The 17,742-nt window shown below is 61.1% G+C and carries 17 protein-coding genes, 1 pseudogene and 1 other annotated feature; of the genes and pseudogenes, 10 read left to right on the top strand and 8 right to left on the bottom strand.

Features of this window, described 5'->3' with window-relative positions; all coding sequences use genetic code 11:
- Positions 1–92: 92 nt before the first annotated feature.
- The 3 genes from A7W11_RS00370 to A7W11_RS00355 form a co-directional block, all read right to left on the bottom strand.
- A protein-coding gene (locus A7W11_RS00370) for an IS3 family transposase (protein ID WP_123786977.1) occupies positions 93–1,342 on the bottom strand; the annotation gives its coding sequence in 2 pieces (ribosomal slippage) (positions 93–1,048 and positions 1,048–1,342; 1,251 coding nt in all).
- Positions 933–1,049, bottom strand: a sequence feature (AL1L pseudoknot). It overlaps the preceding gene by 117 nt.
- Before the next feature lie 39 nt (positions 1,343–1,381).
- Positions 1,382–2,386, bottom strand: coding sequence for a Bug family tripartite tricarboxylate transporter substrate binding protein (locus A7W11_RS00360; RefSeq protein ID WP_082886977.1), 1,005 nt, complete (start codon positions 2,384–2,386; stop codon positions 1,382–1,384).
- Between the two features lie 48 nt (positions 2,387–2,434).
- Positions 2,435–4,063 (bottom strand): FAD-dependent monooxygenase, encoded by a 1,629-nt coding sequence (locus tag A7W11_RS00355; RefSeq protein ID WP_063589389.1) that lies wholly within the window; start codon positions 4,061–4,063, stop codon positions 2,435–2,437.
- 70 nt (positions 4,064–4,133) lie between these two features.
- On the opposite strand from A7W11_RS00355, the gene A7W11_RS00350 reads away from it, so the two are divergent.
- Positions 4,134–5,051, top strand: coding sequence for a LysR family transcriptional regulator (locus A7W11_RS00350; protein ID WP_235816761.1), 918 nt, complete (start codon positions 4,134–4,136; stop codon positions 5,049–5,051).
- Here the strand turns inward: A7W11_RS00350 and A7W11_RS00345 are convergent.
- Positions 5,043–6,353: a citrate/2-methylcitrate synthase gene (locus tag A7W11_RS00345; RefSeq protein WP_063589391.1), complete on the bottom strand. Its 1,311-nt coding sequence runs from the start codon at positions 6,351–6,353 to the stop codon at positions 5,043–5,045. The genes A7W11_RS00350 and A7W11_RS00345 overlap by 9 nt on opposite strands.
- 131 nt (positions 6,354–6,484) lie before the next feature.
- Here A7W11_RS00345 and A7W11_RS00340 point away from each other — a divergent pair, with 131 nt between their 5' ends.
- Genes A7W11_RS00340 through A7W11_RS00330 form a run of 3 tightly spaced genes read left to right on the top strand, consistent with a single transcriptional unit; the run spans position 6,485 to position 9,195 of the window.
- Positions 6,485–7,645, top strand: a complete 1,161-nt coding sequence (locus tag A7W11_RS00340) for an aromatic ring-hydroxylating oxygenase subunit alpha (RefSeq protein ID WP_063589392.1) — start codon at positions 6,485–6,487, stop codon at positions 7,643–7,645.
- Complete coding sequence (locus A7W11_RS00335; RefSeq protein ID WP_063589393.1) at positions 7,642–7,959, top strand: non-heme iron oxygenase ferredoxin subunit; 318 nt, start codon at positions 7,642–7,644, stop codon at positions 7,957–7,959. The genes A7W11_RS00340 and A7W11_RS00335 overlap by 4 nt, the downstream gene beginning before the upstream one ends.
- Positions 7,960–7,968: 9 nt before the next feature.
- Entirely contained in the window at positions 7,969–9,195 is a 1,227-nt protein-coding gene (locus tag A7W11_RS00330; protein ID WP_063589394.1) for an NAD(P)/FAD-dependent oxidoreductase, read from the top strand.
- Positions 9,196–9,460: 265 nt separating this feature from the next.
- Here A7W11_RS00330 and ligD read toward each other — a convergent pair.
- Positions 9,461–9,679: pseudogene (ligD, locus tag A7W11_RS28645) on the bottom strand (non-homologous end-joining DNA ligase LigD); the annotation flags it as partial.
- Between the two features lie 33 nt (positions 9,680–9,712).
- Positions 9,713–9,853 (bottom strand): DUF3606 domain-containing protein, encoded by a 141-nt coding sequence (locus A7W11_RS27175; RefSeq protein WP_306653495.1) that lies wholly within the window; start codon positions 9,851–9,853, stop codon positions 9,713–9,715.
- A 252-nt stretch (positions 9,854–10,105) separates the two neighbouring features.
- Here A7W11_RS27175 and A7W11_RS28950 point away from each other — a divergent pair, with 252 nt between their 5' ends.
- Complete coding sequence (locus A7W11_RS28950; RefSeq protein WP_054505142.1) at positions 10,106–10,645, top strand: JAB domain-containing protein; 540 nt, start codon at positions 10,106–10,108, stop codon at positions 10,643–10,645.
- 51 nt (positions 10,646–10,696) lie between these two features.
- On the opposite strand, the gene A7W11_RS00320 is transcribed toward A7W11_RS28950, so the two are convergent.
- The gene (locus tag A7W11_RS00320) at positions 10,697–12,220 is read right to left on the bottom strand and encodes a tyrosine-type recombinase/integrase (protein ID WP_081398509.1); all 1,524 of its coding nucleotides are present in this window, start codon (positions 12,218–12,220) and stop codon (positions 10,697–10,699) included.
- Positions 12,221–12,522: 302 nt separating this feature from the next.
- Here A7W11_RS00320 and A7W11_RS27820 point away from each other — a divergent pair, with 302 nt between their 5' ends.
- A complete protein-coding gene (locus A7W11_RS27820) occupies positions 12,523–12,693 on the top strand; it encodes a hypothetical protein (RefSeq protein WP_156522944.1) in 171 nt (56 codons plus the stop codon).
- Between the two features lie 24 nt (positions 12,694–12,717).
- Positions 12,718–13,080, top strand: a complete 363-nt coding sequence (locus A7W11_RS00315; protein WP_066406350.1) for a hypothetical protein — start codon at positions 12,718–12,720, stop codon at positions 13,078–13,080.
- Positions 13,081–13,252: 172 nt separating this feature from the next.
- On the opposite strand, the gene A7W11_RS00310 is transcribed toward A7W11_RS00315, so the two are convergent.
- On the bottom strand, positions 13,253–13,456 hold the full coding sequence (locus A7W11_RS00310; protein WP_066406349.1) for a hypothetical protein: 204 nt from the start codon (positions 13,454–13,456) through the stop codon (positions 13,253–13,255).
- A 153-nt stretch (positions 13,457–13,609) separates the two neighbouring features.
- Here A7W11_RS00310 and A7W11_RS00305 point away from each other — a divergent pair, with 153 nt between their 5' ends.
- From A7W11_RS00305 to A7W11_RS00295, 3 genes are all read left to right on the top strand, one after another.
- Positions 13,610–14,116: a sigma-70 family RNA polymerase sigma factor gene (locus A7W11_RS00305; protein ID WP_066406638.1), complete on the top strand. Its 507-nt coding sequence runs from the start codon at positions 13,610–13,612 to the stop codon at positions 14,114–14,116.
- Positions 14,113–15,105 carry a FecR domain-containing protein gene (locus A7W11_RS00300; RefSeq protein WP_066406348.1) on the top strand — a complete coding sequence of 331 codons (993 nt, stop codon included), beginning with the start codon at positions 14,113–14,115 and terminating at the stop codon, positions 15,103–15,105. Before A7W11_RS00305 ends, A7W11_RS00300 begins: the two co-directional genes overlap by 4 nt.
- Before the next feature lie 155 nt (positions 15,106–15,260).
- Positions 15,261–17,741 (top strand): TonB-dependent siderophore receptor, encoded by a 2,481-nt coding sequence (locus A7W11_RS00295; RefSeq protein WP_066406340.1) that lies wholly within the window; start codon positions 15,261–15,263, stop codon positions 17,739–17,741.
- The last annotated feature ends 1 nt before the right edge of the window (position 17,742 follow it).

The following is a 17,742-nucleotide window of genomic DNA, read 5'->3' as shown; positions in this document are numbered from 1 at the left end:
AACTCCTCTCGCCCTAACGACCACAGCGAGTTCACCTGGATCGCAACAACTTGGGACGGTGAATCGCCCCGGTTTTCGCGGAGGCTGTTTGGTTAAAGTAAAACAGCCTCACCGGCGGATGTGCCGAGTAGGTTGTAGTAGTTTGCCTCAGCCTCGGCCGGCGGGATATAGCCGATGGATGAGTGCAGGCGCTTATGGTTGAACCAGGCGACCCATTCCAGCGTTGCCAGCTCGACAGATTCCCTGGTTTTCCAGGGTGCGCGGCGGTGAATCAGTTCAGCCTTGTACAAGCCGTTAATGGTCTCGGCCAGGGCGTTGTCGTAACTGTCACCACGGCTGCCCACGGACGGCTCGATGCCCGCTTCGGCCAGGCGTTCGCTATAGCGGATGCTAACGTACTGCGATCCCCTATCGGAGTGATGGGTCAGAGAACCATCGTTGCCAGGCTGGCGGGCGTATAGGGCCTGCTCCAGCGCATCAAGCACGAAGTCCGTCGTCATGGATTTGCTCACGCGCCAGCCGACAATGCGCCGGGCGTAGACGTCGATGACGAAAGCCACGTACAGCCAGCCCTGCCAGGTCGAGACGTAAGTAAAGTCCGAGACCCATAACTGGTTCGGCCGCTCGGCCCGGAACTGCCGGTTGACCCGATCCATTGGATGGCTGGCCGCATCATCAGTGATGGTCGTTCGCTGCCGCTTGCCGCGCCGCACGCCTTGCAGGCCCTGAGCGCGCATCAGTCGTTCGACCGTACAACGGGCCACCATCACGCCTTCGCGATTCAACTGCCGCCAGACCTTGTCGGCGCCGTAGACGCGATGGTTCTCTTGCCAGACTCGCTGGACGTGCGGCATGAGCTGTTCGTCACGCCGCGCACGGTCGCTGCGCCGCGCCGGATCGCGCAGCCGCGCGGCATGGCGCCGATAGGCCGACGAGGCAACCTGCAACACCTTGCAGATCGGCTCGACCCCGTAAACCTCCCGGTGCCGGTCGATGTAGGTGTTTACGACTTCAGTTTGCGGTCGAGCTCCGCCTGCGCGAAAAAAGCGCTGGCGGTGCGCAGGATGTCGTTGGCGCGGCGCAGCTCTCGGTTCTCCCGCTCCAACTCCTTGATGCGTTCTCGCTCGCTGGTGGTGACGCCTTCGCGCTGTCCGCTGTCGACTTCGTGGCGCTTGACCCAGGTCAGCAGCGTCTGCGCCGAGCAGCCGATCTTGGGCGCGATGGACTCGACCGCCACCCACAGCGACGGGTACTCGCTGCGCGACTCCTGCACCAAGCGCACCGCGCGCTCGCGCACTTCAGGGGAAAACTTGTTCGCGTTGTTTTTGCTCATGGCTCGCATTCTCTCAAGAGTAGGAGCCTCCGCAAAACCCGGGGCGATTCAATCCGCGGTCAGCTGGCGCTCATCGATCAACTTGGACCACCGCGCCGCATCGTGCTGGATCAGCGCCTCGAGTTCCTGCGGCGTGCTCGAAACCGGAGAAAGCCCCTGCGCCTCTAGACTAGCTTTCACCTCAGGATCGTGCATGGCCTGCGCAATTCCCTGGGTAACCTTGGTGATCACCGCCGAAGGTGTGCCGGCCGCCGTGCTGAGGCCGATCCACAGCGAGGAGTCGAAGCCGGGCACGCCGGACGCGTCTACGGTAGGCAGCTCCGGCAGCAGTGAGGAGGGCTTTAGGCCACTGACTGCCAATGCCTTCAGTTGGCCGGTTTTTACGAAGGGCATCAGGCTGTTGGGAATCCCAAACATGACATCTACGCGGCCTGCAGTCAGGTCGCTGATCGCCGGCACCGCCCCTTTGTATGGCACGTGCACCATCTCGATGCCGGTCAGCGACTTGAACAACTCGGCGCTCAGATGATGCGGCGTCCCGATGCCGGCGGACGCATAACTCAACTTTCCCGGATTTGCCTTGGCATATGCGATCAGATCCTTCACAGAATTTACCGGCAATTTGGCATTGGTCGCCAGTAGGATCGGTCCAGTCGCCATTAGCGACACCGGAGCGAAATCTTTGATCGGGTCGTAGCCCACGCCGGTCTTCTTATAGATATACGGATTCATCGTCAGCAGGTTATTTGGCGTGACCAGGAACGTATAGCCGTCCGGCGCGGAACGTGCGACCTGCGCCGCGCCCAGGTTGCCGCCCGCGCCTGGCCTGTTCTCTACGATGATGGGCACCCCCCAGTACGTGGACAATTTTTGCGCGAGCACACGGCCCACCACATCGTTGCTACCGCCGGCGGTATACGGCACTACGAACTTGATGGGCCGGCTCGGATAACCCTCGTCTGCGGCGTGCGCCGCCGATGTAGGCAGACACAACCCGGCAACTAGGCCACAGAGTGCGGTGCGCAAGAATTTTCGCTTGGTGGATTGATTCATTTTTGTCTCCTTCGCTATTTTGTCGTGTTTTTGCGGAATCACCGACCCTCAGGTGGCGCCCCGCACTACATCAATGATGAGCCGGGCGTCGCCGACTGCCCCCCCCCGCCACGCGACGTGCCCGTCGGGCCGCACCAGTACGAGCTTGGCTGCGTACAGGCGCTCTACCTCCGGTTCATCCAGGATCACTCGTCGCAGCGGCACGCGCGCGCGCTGCGCCGCGGCTAGCAGAGTATGCACATCTGGAGATTTATCCCCGCCGAAATCGAGCAGCACGAACGACTCGCCGTACAGATCTAGGGTCGACCGCCCATCCTTCAGCCATGCATGAGGAGCTCGGGCTCCGGGACGTGCATTAGGTACGAAGATCCGGAAGTCGTCAGGCACGGGCGCTGTGCCATCTGGAACGCATATTGGTGACTGCTCGTACCGGTGGCCGATCTGCAGCCCCATCGACTCCCACTCGACTCGCGTTGAATCGCGCAGCCTCCGGCCCAGTGCCGCGCGGGTGCGTGCGCCCGCAGGCGTGTCGTCGCATACGGCGCTGGGATCGGGCGTGTCTTGCCAGGCGCGAAAGTTCTGCGTGGAAAAGCTGATGTTGCGCTGCGCGATCGGGCGGCGCTCGAGTTCATAGCTTCGCAGCAGATTTTGACCACCCCAGCCTTGCAGCATCCCTTGCAGCTTCCAGCCCAAGTCCAGCACCTCTTGTATGCCGGTGTTCATCCCCATTCCCCCGGTCGGCGACATAGTGTGTGCCGAATCGCCCACAAGGAATACGCGCCCGTGGCCATAACTGTCGGCCAGCATCTCGCTGCGCCGCCACGGCGTGACCGAGAGGACCTCAAACTCTATCTCGGGCGCGCCCGGGCCACCTAGCGCCCGCCGCACCCAGGACTCGGCGTCAAACGACGCCAGGTCCATCTTTTCCTCCGAACCCAGCACTGTTAGGCGCCAAATGTCAGCGCCGTCCACGACTGTGAGGTTTCCCCACATGCCGTCGGGACCGACGAACATGTAGCGCTCGGCTTGTCCCATTACGTGCCGGTCGGCCAGTGCTACAGCCCGGATGAGGATATTGACCGAATAGCTCAGCAACCGGCCCTGCAAAGCTATACCTAGTTGCTCGCGAACCTGACTGGTGGCGCCATCGCACCCGAGCACATAACGTGCGCGGAATGATTTCGTCGCGCCAGTACGCGTGTCGACTGCGACGACTGATACCGCTTCGCCGTGTTGCTCCAGGCGCAGGAAACGGTGCTCGAACAGGATGCGGGCCTCCGGACTGGCTAACGCGGCTTCGGTGAGTATGGGCTGTAGCCATAACTGGGGGCAGCGCTGCTTCTTCTCGGGTGTCTCGGGCGGCGTGGGGCTGTCGCGCATGGAAGGATATGGTTCGCGGTCCAGCAGCAGGCCATTCAGCGAAGTGCAGAACACCATCGACAGGTTGTAGTCCTCCGGAAAACCGCAGTCCCGCACCTGACGGGCGATATCCCACATGCGAAATGCCTCCATTGTGCGTATCGCCACTAGCCCGGTGCGGGGATGCTCGATCGTGCCGTCACCCTGCTCCAGCAACACTGAGTGCACACCGCGCCGCGCTAGGTCGATGCTCATGGCCAAGCCGACGGGTCCGCCGCCCACGATCAAGACCGGTACTTCCTCTATTGCTTCCGACATGACTCCTACCTTTCGATCAAAGTACGCATAGCCTGGATGTTCGCGGTGCGGCCTGGCTATGGTCAAATCAATGATCGAACGTTCCTCAATTCATGCCATGAATATCAAGAATTTCGACTTGAACCTATTGCGGGTGTTTGTGATGGTGTATCGACTGCGCAGCGTTTCGCTCGCTGCCACCGCCATCGGCCTGACTCAGCCGGCTATGAGCAATGCACTGCGCCGTTTGCGCGAACAGTGCAATGACCCCCTATTTACGCGCTCGGGCCGCGCGATGGAGCCCACCGCCCTCGCCAATAGCTTATTTGCGCCGCTTGAGACCGCTCTGACCGGCATTGAGACCTGCTTCGAGCATGTCGGCGATTTTCGTCCAGCCTCTAGCAGCCGCACGTTCCACCTGCTCATGTCCGACGTCGGCGAGATGGTGGTGCTGCCACGGCTTATGCGTGCCCTGGCGGCCGTCGCGCCGGGAGTGAGCATTGAAGCCTCGCGCATCCCCCAGGCCGACTATGCCCCGGCCTTGCGAAGCGGCCAAGCCGACCTGGCAATCGGCAACATCAGCTTCTTACATACCGGCTTCTACCAGCAGCATCTGTTCGACGACCGGTATTGCTGCATCGCGCGCAAGGGCCACCCAGGCCTGGGGGGCAGGCTCACGTTGGCGCTCTACCTCTCCCAGCAGCATGTGGTGTCCACCGCGGGCAGCACTGATGCCCTGGTGGAAGAAGCGCTGTCTGGCCGCCGGCAGCGACGCGACGTGAAGCTCACCGTCACGCACTACCACCGCTGCGCTGCTATCGTCCTGCAATCGGACTTGATCGCCACGGTGCCGGGCAACGCAGTTAAAGGCATGGAAGGGCTGGAGGCCTATCCGCTGCCCTTTAGAATGCCTAAGGCGCGCGTGCGACAGTTTTGGCATCGTCGCGCGCATACCGACGCGGCACACAAATGGCTGCGCCAGCTAATTTCCGGGCAAATCCTAGAATGAGCCAGCCGGACGCGCGCCCACGTATCGCGCGCGCGGGCGAAGCATGACGCCGGACAGCCGTTGCTCAGCTGCATGGGCCACCCAGCCGGCGGTTCGGCCGAGGCAGTGCAGATACACCGCCGCGCCCGCAGGCAGGCCTAGTACGTGCGCCAAAATCACCAATGCGGCGAACAAATTGGGGTAGGCGCCGGTTCTGCGATGCACCGCGTCGACGAATTCGAGTAGCCGCTCCCGCGTCGCCGCCGCGCCCGACAGGTCGCGCACCATCTCCAGCAGCAGCTCGGCTCGAGGGTCACGATCGTATAAGGGATGGCCGAAGCACGGCACTCCCGTGTACGCCATCGGACGGTCGGCGCACAACACCTCGGCCAAATACTGCTCCAGATCCATCATGCCGCCAGCCTGCATGGGGCCGGCCTGGGCCATCAGTGCTGAGGCCACGCAGGCGTACATGTCGACGCCGGTGGAAGAACTGATACGTGCGCAAAAGGTGGGAGCCGACAGTTCGTTGTCCACACTGAGCACCAGGGCAGCGTTGATCGCCGCAAGCAATTGGTCCGCGTCAGGCCGCCCGGCCAGGCCGAAGCCACGCAGCACGCGCCACGCCACGAATTCGTCGGCAATCACGGTAGCGTAAGCGTGGTCCGGCCCAAAGTATCCGGATATTCCGGAAAAGGCGTTGATCAGCCGCAATCCGCTCACGCGTGCATCGCCGTGGCCGCGAGCGTCGCCAGCGGCCTCCAGCGCGCTGAGTTGCAGCGCTGCCATCGCCAGGACACGGATTGGCGAAAAGGCGTCGGCCTGCTGCGGCATCGAAACCAGTTTGCCCCGCATCTCGGCCGATTCATCTTCCATGACTGGCCACGGACGATCGCGCGCCGGCGGCAGACCGCCCCACAAAAGGTCCGCCACGTATTCCAGCGAACGGCCTTCCCGGGCCAAGGTGGTGGCTGGCTGCCCGCGGTACCTCGGCCCTGCCGTGCTGATTTCGCAAATAGAAGTCTGCACTACCGGTTCGCCATAACGCAGCGACTGAGCCACTGGCGCGCCGCCGCCCTTGGCGCCGACGCGGGTACTGAGCTTCTCTAGATCGGATTTGCGATACAGGCTGGTGCGCCGTCCGGGCTCGGTCAGCGTCTTGATCAGGCCACGGCTGACATATGTGTAAAGCGATTCCTTCTTGATTCCCAACATGGCTAGGGCTTCGTCACGGCGCACATAGTCCACGTCGTTGACGCGGCGGCCGGATTCTCCGGGAGTGAGCGCGACGGCATCGTCTGAAGACTGGTGCGGCTTACCCATGGGCAGTTTCCTCTTCAAATATTGGGGTCATTGTCGCGTAATTTTATATCGATTTGATAGTCGATCTATACATTGATCGATGTCAATCATAAACTTCTCTCCACAGTATTAACTGCCCACGGAGACACCAGATGCAAACCGCTACCATCCAGCTGAGAGAGCTATCGCCCCGCTTCGAGAAAACCCGCGAGAGCCTTCTGCGTGCGCGCCATTTGCCCGGCGGCGTCTACAGTTCCGAAGAAATCTATGCGCTGGAGAAAGAGCGCATCTTCATGACACACTGGCTTTCCGTCGGCCGCGTCGAAGAAATTCCGAATGTCGGCGACTACATGACTTTCAGCGTCATGAACGAGCCCATCCTGATTTCGCGACCGGCCGAGAACGAAATCCAGGTGTGCATGAACATGTGCCTGCATCGAGGGGTGGCTGTTGCCAGTGGGTGCGGCCACGCCAAGGACTTCAGCTGTCCCTATCACGCCTGGCTATTCGACGTCGGTGGCAAGCTAATTGCCGCACCGGGCATGAAGGAATCCGAAGTCGACATGAGCGGCGCCCGGCTCAAGCCGTTGCCGGTCAAGATCTGGCGCGGCTGGATCTTCACCAATTTCGCCGAAAGTCCCATGTCATTCGAGGAATACATCGCGCCGTACGAGAAAGGACTGTGGTGGTTTCAGTCTGGCGAGTGCAAGCTCGCGGATAAGGTCGAGATCGATGTCAAATGCAATTGGAAATTTCTTGTCGAGAACCTCATCGACATCTATCACGTTGGTGTGATTCATAAAAGTACTTTTGGCGGCTTCGTTAAAGGCGAGAAGCTAAAATTTCAGCTCGAGGCCAATGGCGGCTGGCACACGCAGTACGAAGCTCGGCCGCACTCCACGAGCGGCCAGCAGGTGTTCCCCACGCTGCCGTGGGCAACCGACAAGTCGTCGGGCATCGCCTGCAAGGCAGGGATCTATCCCAATTTGAATCTATCCATGCGCTCGGACAGCCTGCGCATGTGGCACGTCTGGCCGATCTCGCCCAACGAAACACGCGTCGTCTGCTATCTGCTTTTCCCCGAAGCGGCCTTCTCCATTCCCAACTACGAGGAAGAACTGACTAAGTATCGAGCCTTTGTCAAACAAATCATCGCAGAGGACGCGGTGATGGTTGAATCGCTGCAAAACGCTTCGGGGTCAAGATTTTTCCAGCCTGGCCCGATGGCGCCGCTGGAAGAGGCGCTGCACCACATGGAAAACCATTACATCGACTTGATGACGGACGAACCACTGAAGGGGTCGCAATCATGAGCTGGATCAACGTGGCGCCGTACGCAGATATCGAAGGCGAGGAGACTTTACCCATAGAGGTCGATGGGCAGAAAATTTGCCTCTACAACCTGGACGGCAAAGTCTTCGCCACGGATAACCAATGTACCCATGGCGACGCGGCCTTGTCGGATGGCCTTATTCAGGAGGGCGGTCTGATCGAATGCCCCCTTCACGAAGGCACTTTTGATATTCGTACGGGAGAGGCGAAGGGAGCTCCCTGCACGCAGGATTTGCGTTGCCATGAGATCAAGGTGGAGGGCGGGGTCATCTATTTGCGTCCCGCGGCCCGCTAGGAAATCGAAATGAAAACTGTGGTCATCGGCGCCGGTCAGTCCGGCGCCTGGGTCGCACGCACCGTGCGCGAGCACATGCCTGATGCCGAGGTTGCCCTGATCGGAGAAGAAGCGCTCGCACCTTATGAGCGTCCTCCATTGTCCAAAAGCATACTGGCCGGTTCGGAAAGCGAACCGGCGTATCTGCTATCTGTTGAGCAGGCGCAATTGGCTGGAATCGACTTGCGGCTCGGTATCCGGGCAACTGGGATCGACAGGCACTGCAAGGTAGTTTCTTTGTCCAGTGGCGACCATATCTCCTACGACAAGCTTGTTATTGCCACAGGGGGCCGCGCCCGCGTTCCGAATTTTCCTGGCATAGCGCTCCCCGGCGTCCATACACTGCGGAGTTGGGACGACGCGATGAATGTACGGATCGCGCTAAAACGAGCTGGCGGGGGCAGATTGCTTGTTCTTGGTGGCGGCTGGATTGGTCTGGAGGTCGCCGCGACGGCCACTCAGCTCGGCACGCAGGTGACATTGCTGGAAGGAAACACGCGCTTGTGTGCGCGATCTGTTCCGCCCGTGATCTCGGATTTCCTGATGCAAAGGCATCGCGATAACGGTGTCGACATCAGGCTAAACAGCTCACTCTTAGCCATCGAGCGGAATTCAGAGGGGAGCCTCGACACCATTACTAGCCAGGGCCGGCAGACGGTAGACCTAGTGCTGATCGGAGTGGGCCTCGCGCCAGGCGTTGAGCTTGCTGTCGAATGCGGGCTGGACGTCGACAATGGCATCCTGGTCAACGCAACTGGGTGCACGTCTGATCCCGATATCTACGCGGTGGGTGATGTGGCAAACCAACCCTGCGGCTGGCCAAGTACACAAGGTGGCGCGCGTATTCGTTTCGAGTCCTGGGCGAACGCTCAGAACCAGGGTATTGCGGTGGGACGATCCCTGGCGGGGCTACCTGCTTCAGTAGCCGAGATCCCATGGTTTTGGTCGGATCAATACAATTTAAATTTGCAGGTGCTCGGATTGCCCTCTGCCGAAGAGCCCTATGTCGTTCGGGGTGACATGACAGGGGACAAGTTCAGCCTCTTCCAGTTTCGCGATGGTCGGCTTCATTCTGTGATTGCCGTCAACGCTGCGCGGGACCTCAAGTTGGCGAAGCGGTGGATGCTGGCAGGCAATTCTCCCAGCGCGACCCAACTGGAAGACTCCGCATACCGCCTGGAGAAATTTAAGGGGTAGCATGCGCGCCGTGAACTACAGGAATCAGTGGGAAGGTCGAGCGTGCCGAAATGCGACGTCAATTTCGTGCTGGCCTCATTCACCTTCTAGACTCGAGAGGTTGGCGACCAGACCGCTAGGTATACGGCACCAAAGAGAATCGCCGATGACCGCTTCTGGCCGGGATCCGTCCTTGGTGACAGACCGCACCTGACCCATGCCAGTCGGTTGATCAAGCAAGCCACGCTCGTCAAATTTTCAGGCACAACGGACGTTTGTCAGCGACTACGTTGGTGATGGTCCATTGCGCCCAGCTGGACAGCTGTGGCAGTTCTTCCCAAGAGAGCGGCACGGAGACACCGAGTCCCGGCCGCGCCCTTGCTGACCACGCCGAAGCGGTCGTGGCGCTAAATCCGATGCGAAGGTAATCGACAAAGATTATGCCTATTCGGATCTTGGGCCCGCTCTTAGCAACGAACAGTTGTGGCAGCGTCTGCGACAAATGGCGGTTGCCAGCCAAGGGTGGGGATGCGTCGCCTCAGCGTGGGGGCGACGAGAAGTGCTTCCGAAGCGCGTCGACGGAAACGCCAACTTCCTTTACGGCCTGCCGAAGCTTGTCTTCGGTGACGCCGAATTCACGCGACCAATATTTGAGCTCGTGAGCCTCATTGACGTTCACGCGGGCGCGGTCTTGCGGGCCGCGGTACTAAGATCGTCAGACATTGCCGCTCCTTTGAGAAGGTGGAACCGAGTCCAGTTAGCAAATGGCGTGCCCGGGAAAGCTGGCTTCTTAGGTGTGAGCTCTAGGTATAGCCCAATGTCCATTGGTAAGAGCTGACTGCGCATGGCGAGTCCCCAATTCTGACACCCTCCATTGTTGACGACCGATCATTAATGGGTTGGTAGGCAACCCTTGCTATTGGAGAGAGCAATGCAACTAAGTTTCAGTCGCGCCTGGGCAGGAGAAAGGCAGGTGCCGCAGGATGTCCAGGGCGCCCCGGTTGTATGCGAGGCGGGCGGCCTCTATCGAGCCGCAACCCCGGAAGAGCTGCTACGTGCGGCTGCACAGCAATTGGAGGGGGCGCTGGGTAGTCGCTTGCCAGTGGACAAGCCGTCCGCCGCCATCGACTATATCGTGACGCGCCTGGCGCTGTCGGACGTGGAGGTGTTCGGCGTAATGTTCCTTGATGCGCAATTGAGAATGATCGCTTTCGAGGAAATGTTCAGAGGCACGCTGTCTGAGACGAGCGTGTATCCACGCGAGGTCGTCAAGGCGGCTATTCGGCACAACGCGCATTCCATCTTGATTGCCCACAACCATCCCTCGGGTTCGTCGCAGCCAAGCAGGGCGGACGTTGAGGTTACGCGGCGCTTGAAGGACGCCGTGGCTCTGGTCAATGTGACATTGGTCGACCACGTGATCGTGGCGGCAGGTAGCGGCCATTCTATGGCCAAGATGGGCTTGATCTAGGCTTGCCCGCCTGCGTCCAACAGCCGAAGACCGAACGGTCTTCGGCTTTTTTTACGCCGCGAGTAGTTGCTTGGCGGTCAGCCGCTTTTGAAGCTCGGCTGGCGCCACGGCTCCCGACAGCAGTCTTCCCAAATAGTCGCCGAGCTTCGCCCATGCTGCTTGCTTCTCGTCGGCGTAGTCGTAGAGCTGGTAGTGCCGCCTGACACGGTTCTTGCCCGTGTGAATGACGTGATTTTGGCAGCGGTCGATGATGTTTGGATCGATGCCCAGTGATTCCATGATGGTCGACCCCGTTCGCCGTAAATCATGAGGCGTCCAATTGCCGTTATGGCCTTTGCCGAGCACCAGGGAGTTGTCCGAAGCGCGGCGTGCTTTGGGCTGTCCGTTGAACATGGCTTGCCGATCTTTGATTTGCTTAGTAAAGGCCTGCTTGTACATCGGTTGGTCTACCCCCGCGTCATCATTGTCGCGCGAAGGTAGGAGCCAGCGGGATGATCCTGCCAGGCTGACAAGGGTCTCGAAATGCTTGACTGCGAAGGGTGACAGAAAGACCAGGTGGTCCCGCTTCTGTGATTTTCTGCCCTTGACGTTCGCCTTGGGAATGAACCACGTACCTTCTCGGAGATCGAGATGCGTAATTTCGGTTAGGTGCAGTTCCCCTATCCGGCATAGCGTGCTCAAACAGATCCAGGAAACTGCCTGCAACGCCTTGGATGGAGGCTTCCTCTTTCGCTTGTCATCCGAAGCGAGATACTGCTCCTCCAACTCGCGGTATCGAGTCTGGAGCTCGACAATCTCAATAGGCGGGAGAACGCGTTCGCGCGCGTTATCCGGGTCGTAATCGTCCGCCAGGAGCACCCCGAGCTCAACCAGCTCAACCGGATTTCCTTCCGAAAGCAGCTTTCGCCATGGTTGGCGCTTTTCTGCCCAATGGAACATCTGGCCCAGTATTTGGTAGGTCACCTCGGCAAGCCGATTGCAACCGCGGCCGACAATCGAGCGGATCACTCGCTCAATGTCCTTCTCGCGAATTGATCGCACGGGAGTATCACCGATCAAGGGAAGCACGTCCTTTTCAACGATGCGCTTCACCTCGGTGTTGCCATCTGCTCGCTTCACTCCCGATTCTAGCCAGCTTTTATACATCTCTTGGAACGACAGGGCGTCGGTCGTGGCCTCTTCTTCAGCGGCGGTTACAGCGGCAGATTCAGCTGCCATAGCTTCCCGCATTTGGGCTTTTTCCAAGTCGCGGACGGCTGACGGATTGCGGCCCGCCTTAATGTCCGCCCGCGCTTTGTTCCTGGCGGAGCGGATCTCGTCGAGTGTGCGCTCCGGCCATGAGCCGCAGTAGAATCTCTTTACCTTGTCGCCCATGCGATAGGCGTATCGCCACACCACGGCCATCGTGCCGCGCTGAATGCGGATTTCCCCAGTCAGGCCGTCCCCATCGGCCAGGTGATCACCGACCCATTCCGCCGGTACCGCTTCCAGTTCTTTGACGGTCCACCGCGCACCTTTTCCGCGTTTTGGGTATCTCGTCATATTTCCTCGAATCTCTCCATTCTTCTGCCTCATGCGCCATATGGGACAACATATGGGACAACATTTTCGCGGCTGTCAGCGTACATTAGCGAACGTCGATGAACAAGGAAATTTGTATAAAGCCTTATGAATCAGTTGGTTATTCGTTCGCTGACGTTCGCCGACGTTCGCGCGTTTCTAATTTGGGAGCAGAGGGTCGTGAGTTCGAATCCCACCGCCCCGACCAATGAATTCAAGGCCTTACAGAGGTTGCTCTGTAAGGCCTTTTTATTTTCTGGCGTTTTACCTCACCTTTTACCCCACCGAACTGCTAGTGAGTGGGGCTGCGAGCAACCTTGCGACGCTCCATCTTTTTTTCCAATAGCCACTCGACGACCTTTGCATCGGGGCGGTTCATCGTGCTTGGCGGCATCATTGGCGGATTTTTCGCGGGCTGGATCAGCCATGACGCGAGCAAAGTGGCGGCGGCCGAGGTGTGGCGGCTGGCTTCCATCAAATGGAATTAGCAAGCAACGGGAGTGGCGGATCAGATGATCGTGAACAGGATTAATGCGTGGCTTGTCAGCCGACTGCCTTCGCGCAGATCGTCTGTCGATATCGTTGTCGACGACTCCGGCTTGCAGGTGTGCGGCAGGCAAGGGAAGCAGCACATCGGTTGGCAAGACATTGCTGAAATCGTCGCGACGCGTACTGAACAGATGGTCGGCAGCATGCTCGTACTGGCCATTGCATTGAAAGACGGCCGCACTTTGACGGTGGCGGAGGATGCGCCAGCGTGGGCCGACCTTACGGCGCGGCTGCCGGACTATCTTGTGGGCGCAAAACCTTATCAAGAATGGGCGTTGCATGGCACTGTTTCCCACGAGCCTCGTATAGTTGTCTATCCGAGCTGAGGGCAGGTCACGCGGGTGCGGGGCACGCTACGTATTCTTGACCATAGCAGCAAGCATTGCTCTTCCAGAATTTCTTGATCTGCTCATCGATGATGACGGCGCTCTTCGTCCCGCGCCACGCCCGATGACAGCTAGCCAAGCCCCCCGCTTGGCCCTGTCGTCATTCGTCGTCCTACTCGCTCACATGCGTGGTGCGGATCGACGCGGGATCGATGCCGCCTCGCTTCAGCCGGGCGTCGATGTCCTCCTGCTCGCCAGGCAGGTCCAGCTTGGATGCCAGTATGCGTTTGGCTTCCTGGGGATTGGTGATGTTGCCGTTGACCAAGGCAACGCCGTCATCGCCATCCAGTTGTTTGAATGAGATCTGGGTTTTCATGTGTCCTCCTGGGGCAGGGTGTTCCCCGTCCAAGCAGCACATCGTGTTCCCAACGGCCGGAGAGCGGGCGCGCCGTCCTCCTTGCCCGGTTCCCGAGGGCCGGCTTAGAATAACAATAATTATCATTTGCACGCCCAGCAGGGGCGCACGGCCATGCCCCTCAGCACGCACGACCAAGTCGAAACGCTGTACACGGATCACCACTCCTGGCTGCATGGCTGGTTTCGCCGCCAGCTCGGCAATTCCTTCGAAGCCGCCGACCTGGCCCACGACGTCTTCCTGCGCCTGCTGCGCCGCCCCACGGCGGTGGACGCGTCCGAGCCCCGCGCCTACCTCAGCACCATCGCCCGCGGCCTGCTGGTCGACCACTGGCGCCGCCGCGAACTGGAGCGCGCCTGGCTGGACGTCCTGGCCCGTACCCCCGAAGAACAGGCTCCTTCTCCGGAAAGCCGCATGCTCATCCTGGAGGCTTTGATCAAGATCGATCAGATGCTGGACACCCTGAAACCCAAGGTCCGGCAAGCTTTTCTCTGGGCGCAACTGGAAGGCCTGACCTGCCCGCAGATCGCCCTGCGCCTGGATGTCTCGCTGGCCACCGCGGAGCGCTACGTGGCCGCCGGCCTGCGCCAGTGCTATGCCTTCCGATTTGGTGACCAATGAGCGACATCGCCGCGGCTCCCCTCCCGTCTTCGGTCGTGGACCAGGCCATCGCCTGGGCTGTCAAACTCAACTTCAGCCAGGCGGACACCTGTACGCGGGAGGCCTTCGAGCGCTGGAGGCAGGCCGCGCCCGAGCACGAGCGCGCCTGGTCGCGGATGCAGGCCCTGAACGCGGATTTCGCGTCGGTGCCGCAGGGGCTGGCGCTGGACGCGCTGATGGCCATGGACCATTCCCGCGCCCACGCGGCGCGCCGGCAACAGCGCCGCGCCGTGTTGAAGGGGCTGGCCGTGGCAGGAGGTTTGCTGGGCAGCGGTTGGGTGGTCCGCGAGCAGACGCCGTGGCAGCGCCTGGTCGCTGACGTCAGCACGAGCGTCGGCCAGCGCGACCCGCTGACGTTGGCCGATGGCACGCGGCTGGTGCTGAACACGGACAGCGCCGTCAGCCTGAGCCTGGACGGCTCGCAACGCATCGTGACGCTGCATCGCGGCGAAATCTCGATCCAGACGGGCGCGGACGCGGCCTTCGCGGTGAAGCGGCCGTTCTTTGTTCGCACGTCCTTCGGATCGATCGAGGCGCTCGGGACGCGCTTCGTGGTGCGGCTGGAAAACCGCGGTGCGCGGGTCAGCGTGCAGGAGGACGCTGTCGAATTGCGGCCCGCCGACAGCGCCGTGCAGTCCATCGCCCGGGCAGGCGAGCAGTGGGTGTTGGATCGCCAGAAGGTGCGCCAGGTCATCGCGCCCGCCATGGACAGCGGCGCATGGGTCGAGGGCGCCATTGCCGGCAAGAACATGCGGCTGGCCGACGTGCTGGCGGAGATGTCGCGCTACCGCCATGGCCGCATCACTTGCGCGCCCGAAGTGGCGGATCTGCGCGTATCGGGTACGTACCATCTCAACGATATCGACCAGGCCTTGCAGTTCCTGGCGCAGACGACGCCGATCCGCGTGCGTTACTGGACCCGCTTCTGGGTATCGGTCGGCCCCGCCTGAGGCCCAAAGGCGAGAGCCGGGCGAGGCTGTCCGGTCCGCGGCTACAACAGCAGATCACCGCGCCCAACACTTTTTTCAAGAAAAATTGAGGGGATTTGATTTCTTGACCGGCCTACAGGGAAAGACAACGTAAACCCGGCTATCAAGAAGACCTCATGACCCCCGCTCGTAATCGTCAGTCGGCGCGCCGCGCGCCCGTCCCCTCGGTATTGTCCACGGCCCTGTACGGCATGCTGTTCGGCGCCTCGCTGGCCTGGGCCGCGCCCGATGCCCTGGCCCAGTCCACCCCGGCGGTGCAGCAGTCGGAGCACACCTACGCCATTGCTGCGGGTCCCCTGGACCAGGCGCTGAACGAGTTCGCCCGCGCGTCGGGCGTCAACGTGTCGTTCGATGCCGCCCAGGTCGAATCCCTGCGCACGTCGGGCCTGAACGGCCGCTACACCCACAGCCGCGGCCTGGCCGCGTTGCTGGCGGGGTCGGGCTTCGAAGGTGTGCTGCTGCCCGGCGGCGGCTACTCCGTGCGCCGCCTACCCAGCGGCGGCGGCGTGACGACGCTGGCGCCCGTGACGGTGACGGGCCAGGAATACCGGGTGATGAGCGAAGGCTCGGGCCGCTACAACACGCCGGCGGTGACGATAGGCAAGGGCGAGCAGCGCTTGAAGGACATTCCCCAGTCGATCAGCGTGGTGACGCGCCAGCGGCTGGACGAACAGAACCTGAACTCGGTCTACGATGCGCTGGAGAATACGACCGGCGTGACGCTGCAGCAAAGCCCCCAGGGCGGCAAGTACATCTATTCGCGCGGCTTCCAGGACACCGTCATCCAGTATGACGGCGTGCCGCTGCAACGCAGCATGTACGGCCGAGCCAGCAACTATTCCGGCGGCACCGCCATGTACGACCGCGTGGAAGTGCTGCGCGGCGCGGCCGGCCTGCTGCAAGGCGCGGGATCGCCGGGCGGCGCGGTGAACCTGGTGCGCAAGCGCCCATTGCCCGAAGACCGCTTCATGGTGGAGACCAAGGCCGGCACCTGGGACCGCTATGGCATGCAGGTCGACAGCAGCGGCGCGTTGAACGAAGACGGCAGCCTGCGGGCCCGCGCGCTGGTGGACCGCCAGGACAACCATTCCTTCATCGACCGCGTGCACCTGAAGAACACCACGTTCTACGGCACGCTCGAGTACGACTTCTCGCCGCGCACGCAGCTCAATATCGGCTACAGCCACGAGGACCTGCGCGGCACGCCGACGATGTCGGGGCTGCCGCGCTACAGCAACGGCCAGGAGGTCGGTTTCAAGCGCTCGACCAACTTCGGCGCCAACTGGAACCGCCAGGAAACCACGAACGACGGCTTCTTCGCCGACTTCACGCACGCCTTCAACGACGACTGGCGTTTCAAGCTGAGCGGCGCCTACGTCAAGGAAAAGCAGTACCTGAAGTACTCGACCTCCAGCCGCGCCGTGAATCCTGTGACGCAGATGGCGCTGGTGAATGCCGCGATGACGCATGCGGACATTGATACCTCGGGCCTGGACGCGAACCTGACAGGCAAGTTCCGTGCCTTCGGGCGTACGCACGAGGTGGTGCTGGGCACGACGTACTCGCACAACAAGATCGATACCTCGTATGCCTATCTGGTGAACTACCACACGTTCAACGCCTTCCAGTTCGATCCCGACATTCCCGAGCCCACCAACGCTGCGTTGCGCGCCGGCACCAATGAGAAGCGGATCGGCTTCAACCGCGAACTGGGCTTCTACGGAACCACGCGCCTGCAACTGGCGGACCCGCTGAAACTGGTGGTAGGCGGGCGTTTCAGCCGGTCCACGGAAATCTGGGATACCGACACGACCACGGCGGGTGTGCAGGACATCAGCCAGACCGCGCAGAGCAACTCGCACTTTTCTCCGTACGCGGGTCTGCTGCTGGACCTGACGCCGTCGTGGACCACCTATCTCAGCTACTCGGATGTCTTCCAGCCGCAATACAACGTGGACAAGGAGGGCAGGAATCTGCGGCCCGTCGTCGGCGAGAACTATGAATTGGGCTTGAAGGGCGAGCTGCTGGATGGCCGCCTGAATGCGGCGTTCGCCATCTTCCGTATCGACCAGAGCCATCGCGCGCAGGAGGATTTCACCAGCAGCCCGACGTGCGCGGCGGATTACTACTGCTATACCGATACCGGCAAGGTGCGTAGTCAGGGCTTCGACGCGGAGATCAACGGCGAGATCTCGCGTGGCTGGAATCTGTATGCCGGCTACACCTTCAACACGACCAAGTACCTGAAGGACATCAGCAGCGAAGGCCAGTCGTTTGCGTGGTACACGCCCAAGCATATCTTCCGACTGTGGACGACGTATCAGTTGCCAGGCGACCTGAGCGCCTTCACGGTGGGCGGCGGCGTCAATGTGCAGAGCGGCCAGTCGCGCCAGATCGGCGCGTCGACGGCGAGCGCCAGCGGACGCACGGTCTGGAACGCCTATGCGAAGTACCAGATCAATCCCAACTGGGCGGCTCACCTGAACGTCAACAATATCTTCAACAAGACTTACTACACGGCGGTCGGCAACCTGGTCAATGGCATCCACTACGGTGAACCGCGCAATGCCATGCTGACGCTGCGCGGCACGTTCTGAG

Origin of the sequence: Bordetella ansorpii, assembly GCF_900078315.1 — a bacterium.
Classification (GTDB): Bacteria; Pseudomonadota; Gammaproteobacteria; order Burkholderiales; family Burkholderiaceae_B; genus Bordetella; species Bordetella ansorpii.
This window is presented reverse-complemented; position numbering and strand designations above follow the sequence as displayed.

Coding starts and splice junctions, on each gene's coding strand:
- A7W11_RS00330 (WP_063589394.1), top strand. CDS start 7,969: ATGAAAACTGTGGTCATCGGCGCCGGTCAGTCCGGCGCCTGGGTCGCA.
- A7W11_RS00310 (WP_066406349.1), bottom strand. CDS start 13,456: ATGAAAACCCAGATCTCATTCAAACAACTGGATGGCGATGACGGCGTT.
- A7W11_RS00300 (WP_066406348.1), top strand. CDS start 14,113: ATGAGCGACATCGCCGCGGCTCCCCTCCCGTCTTCGGTCGTGGACCAG.
- A7W11_RS00355 (WP_063589389.1), bottom strand. CDS start 4,063: ATGTCGGAAGCAATAGAGGAAGTACCGGTCTTGATCGTGGGCGGCGGA.
- A7W11_RS00345 (WP_063589391.1), bottom strand. CDS start 6,353: ATGGGTAAGCCGCACCAGTCTTCAGACGATGCCGTCGCGCTCACTCCC.
- A7W11_RS00295 (WP_066406340.1), top strand. CDS start 15,261: ATGACCCCCGCTCGTAATCGTCAGTCGGCGCGCCGCGCGCCCGTCCCC.
- A7W11_RS00340 (WP_063589392.1), top strand. CDS start 6,485: ATGCAAACCGCTACCATCCAGCTGAGAGAGCTATCGCCCCGCTTCGAG.
- A7W11_RS00360 (WP_082886977.1), bottom strand. CDS start 2,386: ATGAATCAATCCACCAAGCGAAAATTCTTGCGCACCGCACTCTGTGGC.
- A7W11_RS00320 (WP_081398509.1), bottom strand. CDS start 12,220: ATGAGGCAGAAGAATGGAGAGATTCGAGGAAATATGACGAGATACCCA.
- A7W11_RS00315 (WP_066406350.1), top strand. CDS start 12,718: ATGATCGTGAACAGGATTAATGCGTGGCTTGTCAGCCGACTGCCTTCG.
- A7W11_RS00305 (WP_066406638.1), top strand. CDS start 13,610: ATGCCCCTCAGCACGCACGACCAAGTCGAAACGCTGTACACGGATCAC.
- A7W11_RS00350 (WP_235816761.1), top strand. CDS start 4,134: ATGATCGAACGTTCCTCAATTCATGCCATGAATATCAAGAATTTCGAC.
- A7W11_RS28950 (WP_054505142.1), top strand. CDS start 10,106: ATGCAACTAAGTTTCAGTCGCGCCTGGGCAGGAGAAAGGCAGGTGCCG.
- A7W11_RS00335 (WP_063589393.1), top strand. CDS start 7,642: ATGAGCTGGATCAACGTGGCGCCGTACGCAGATATCGAAGGCGAGGAG.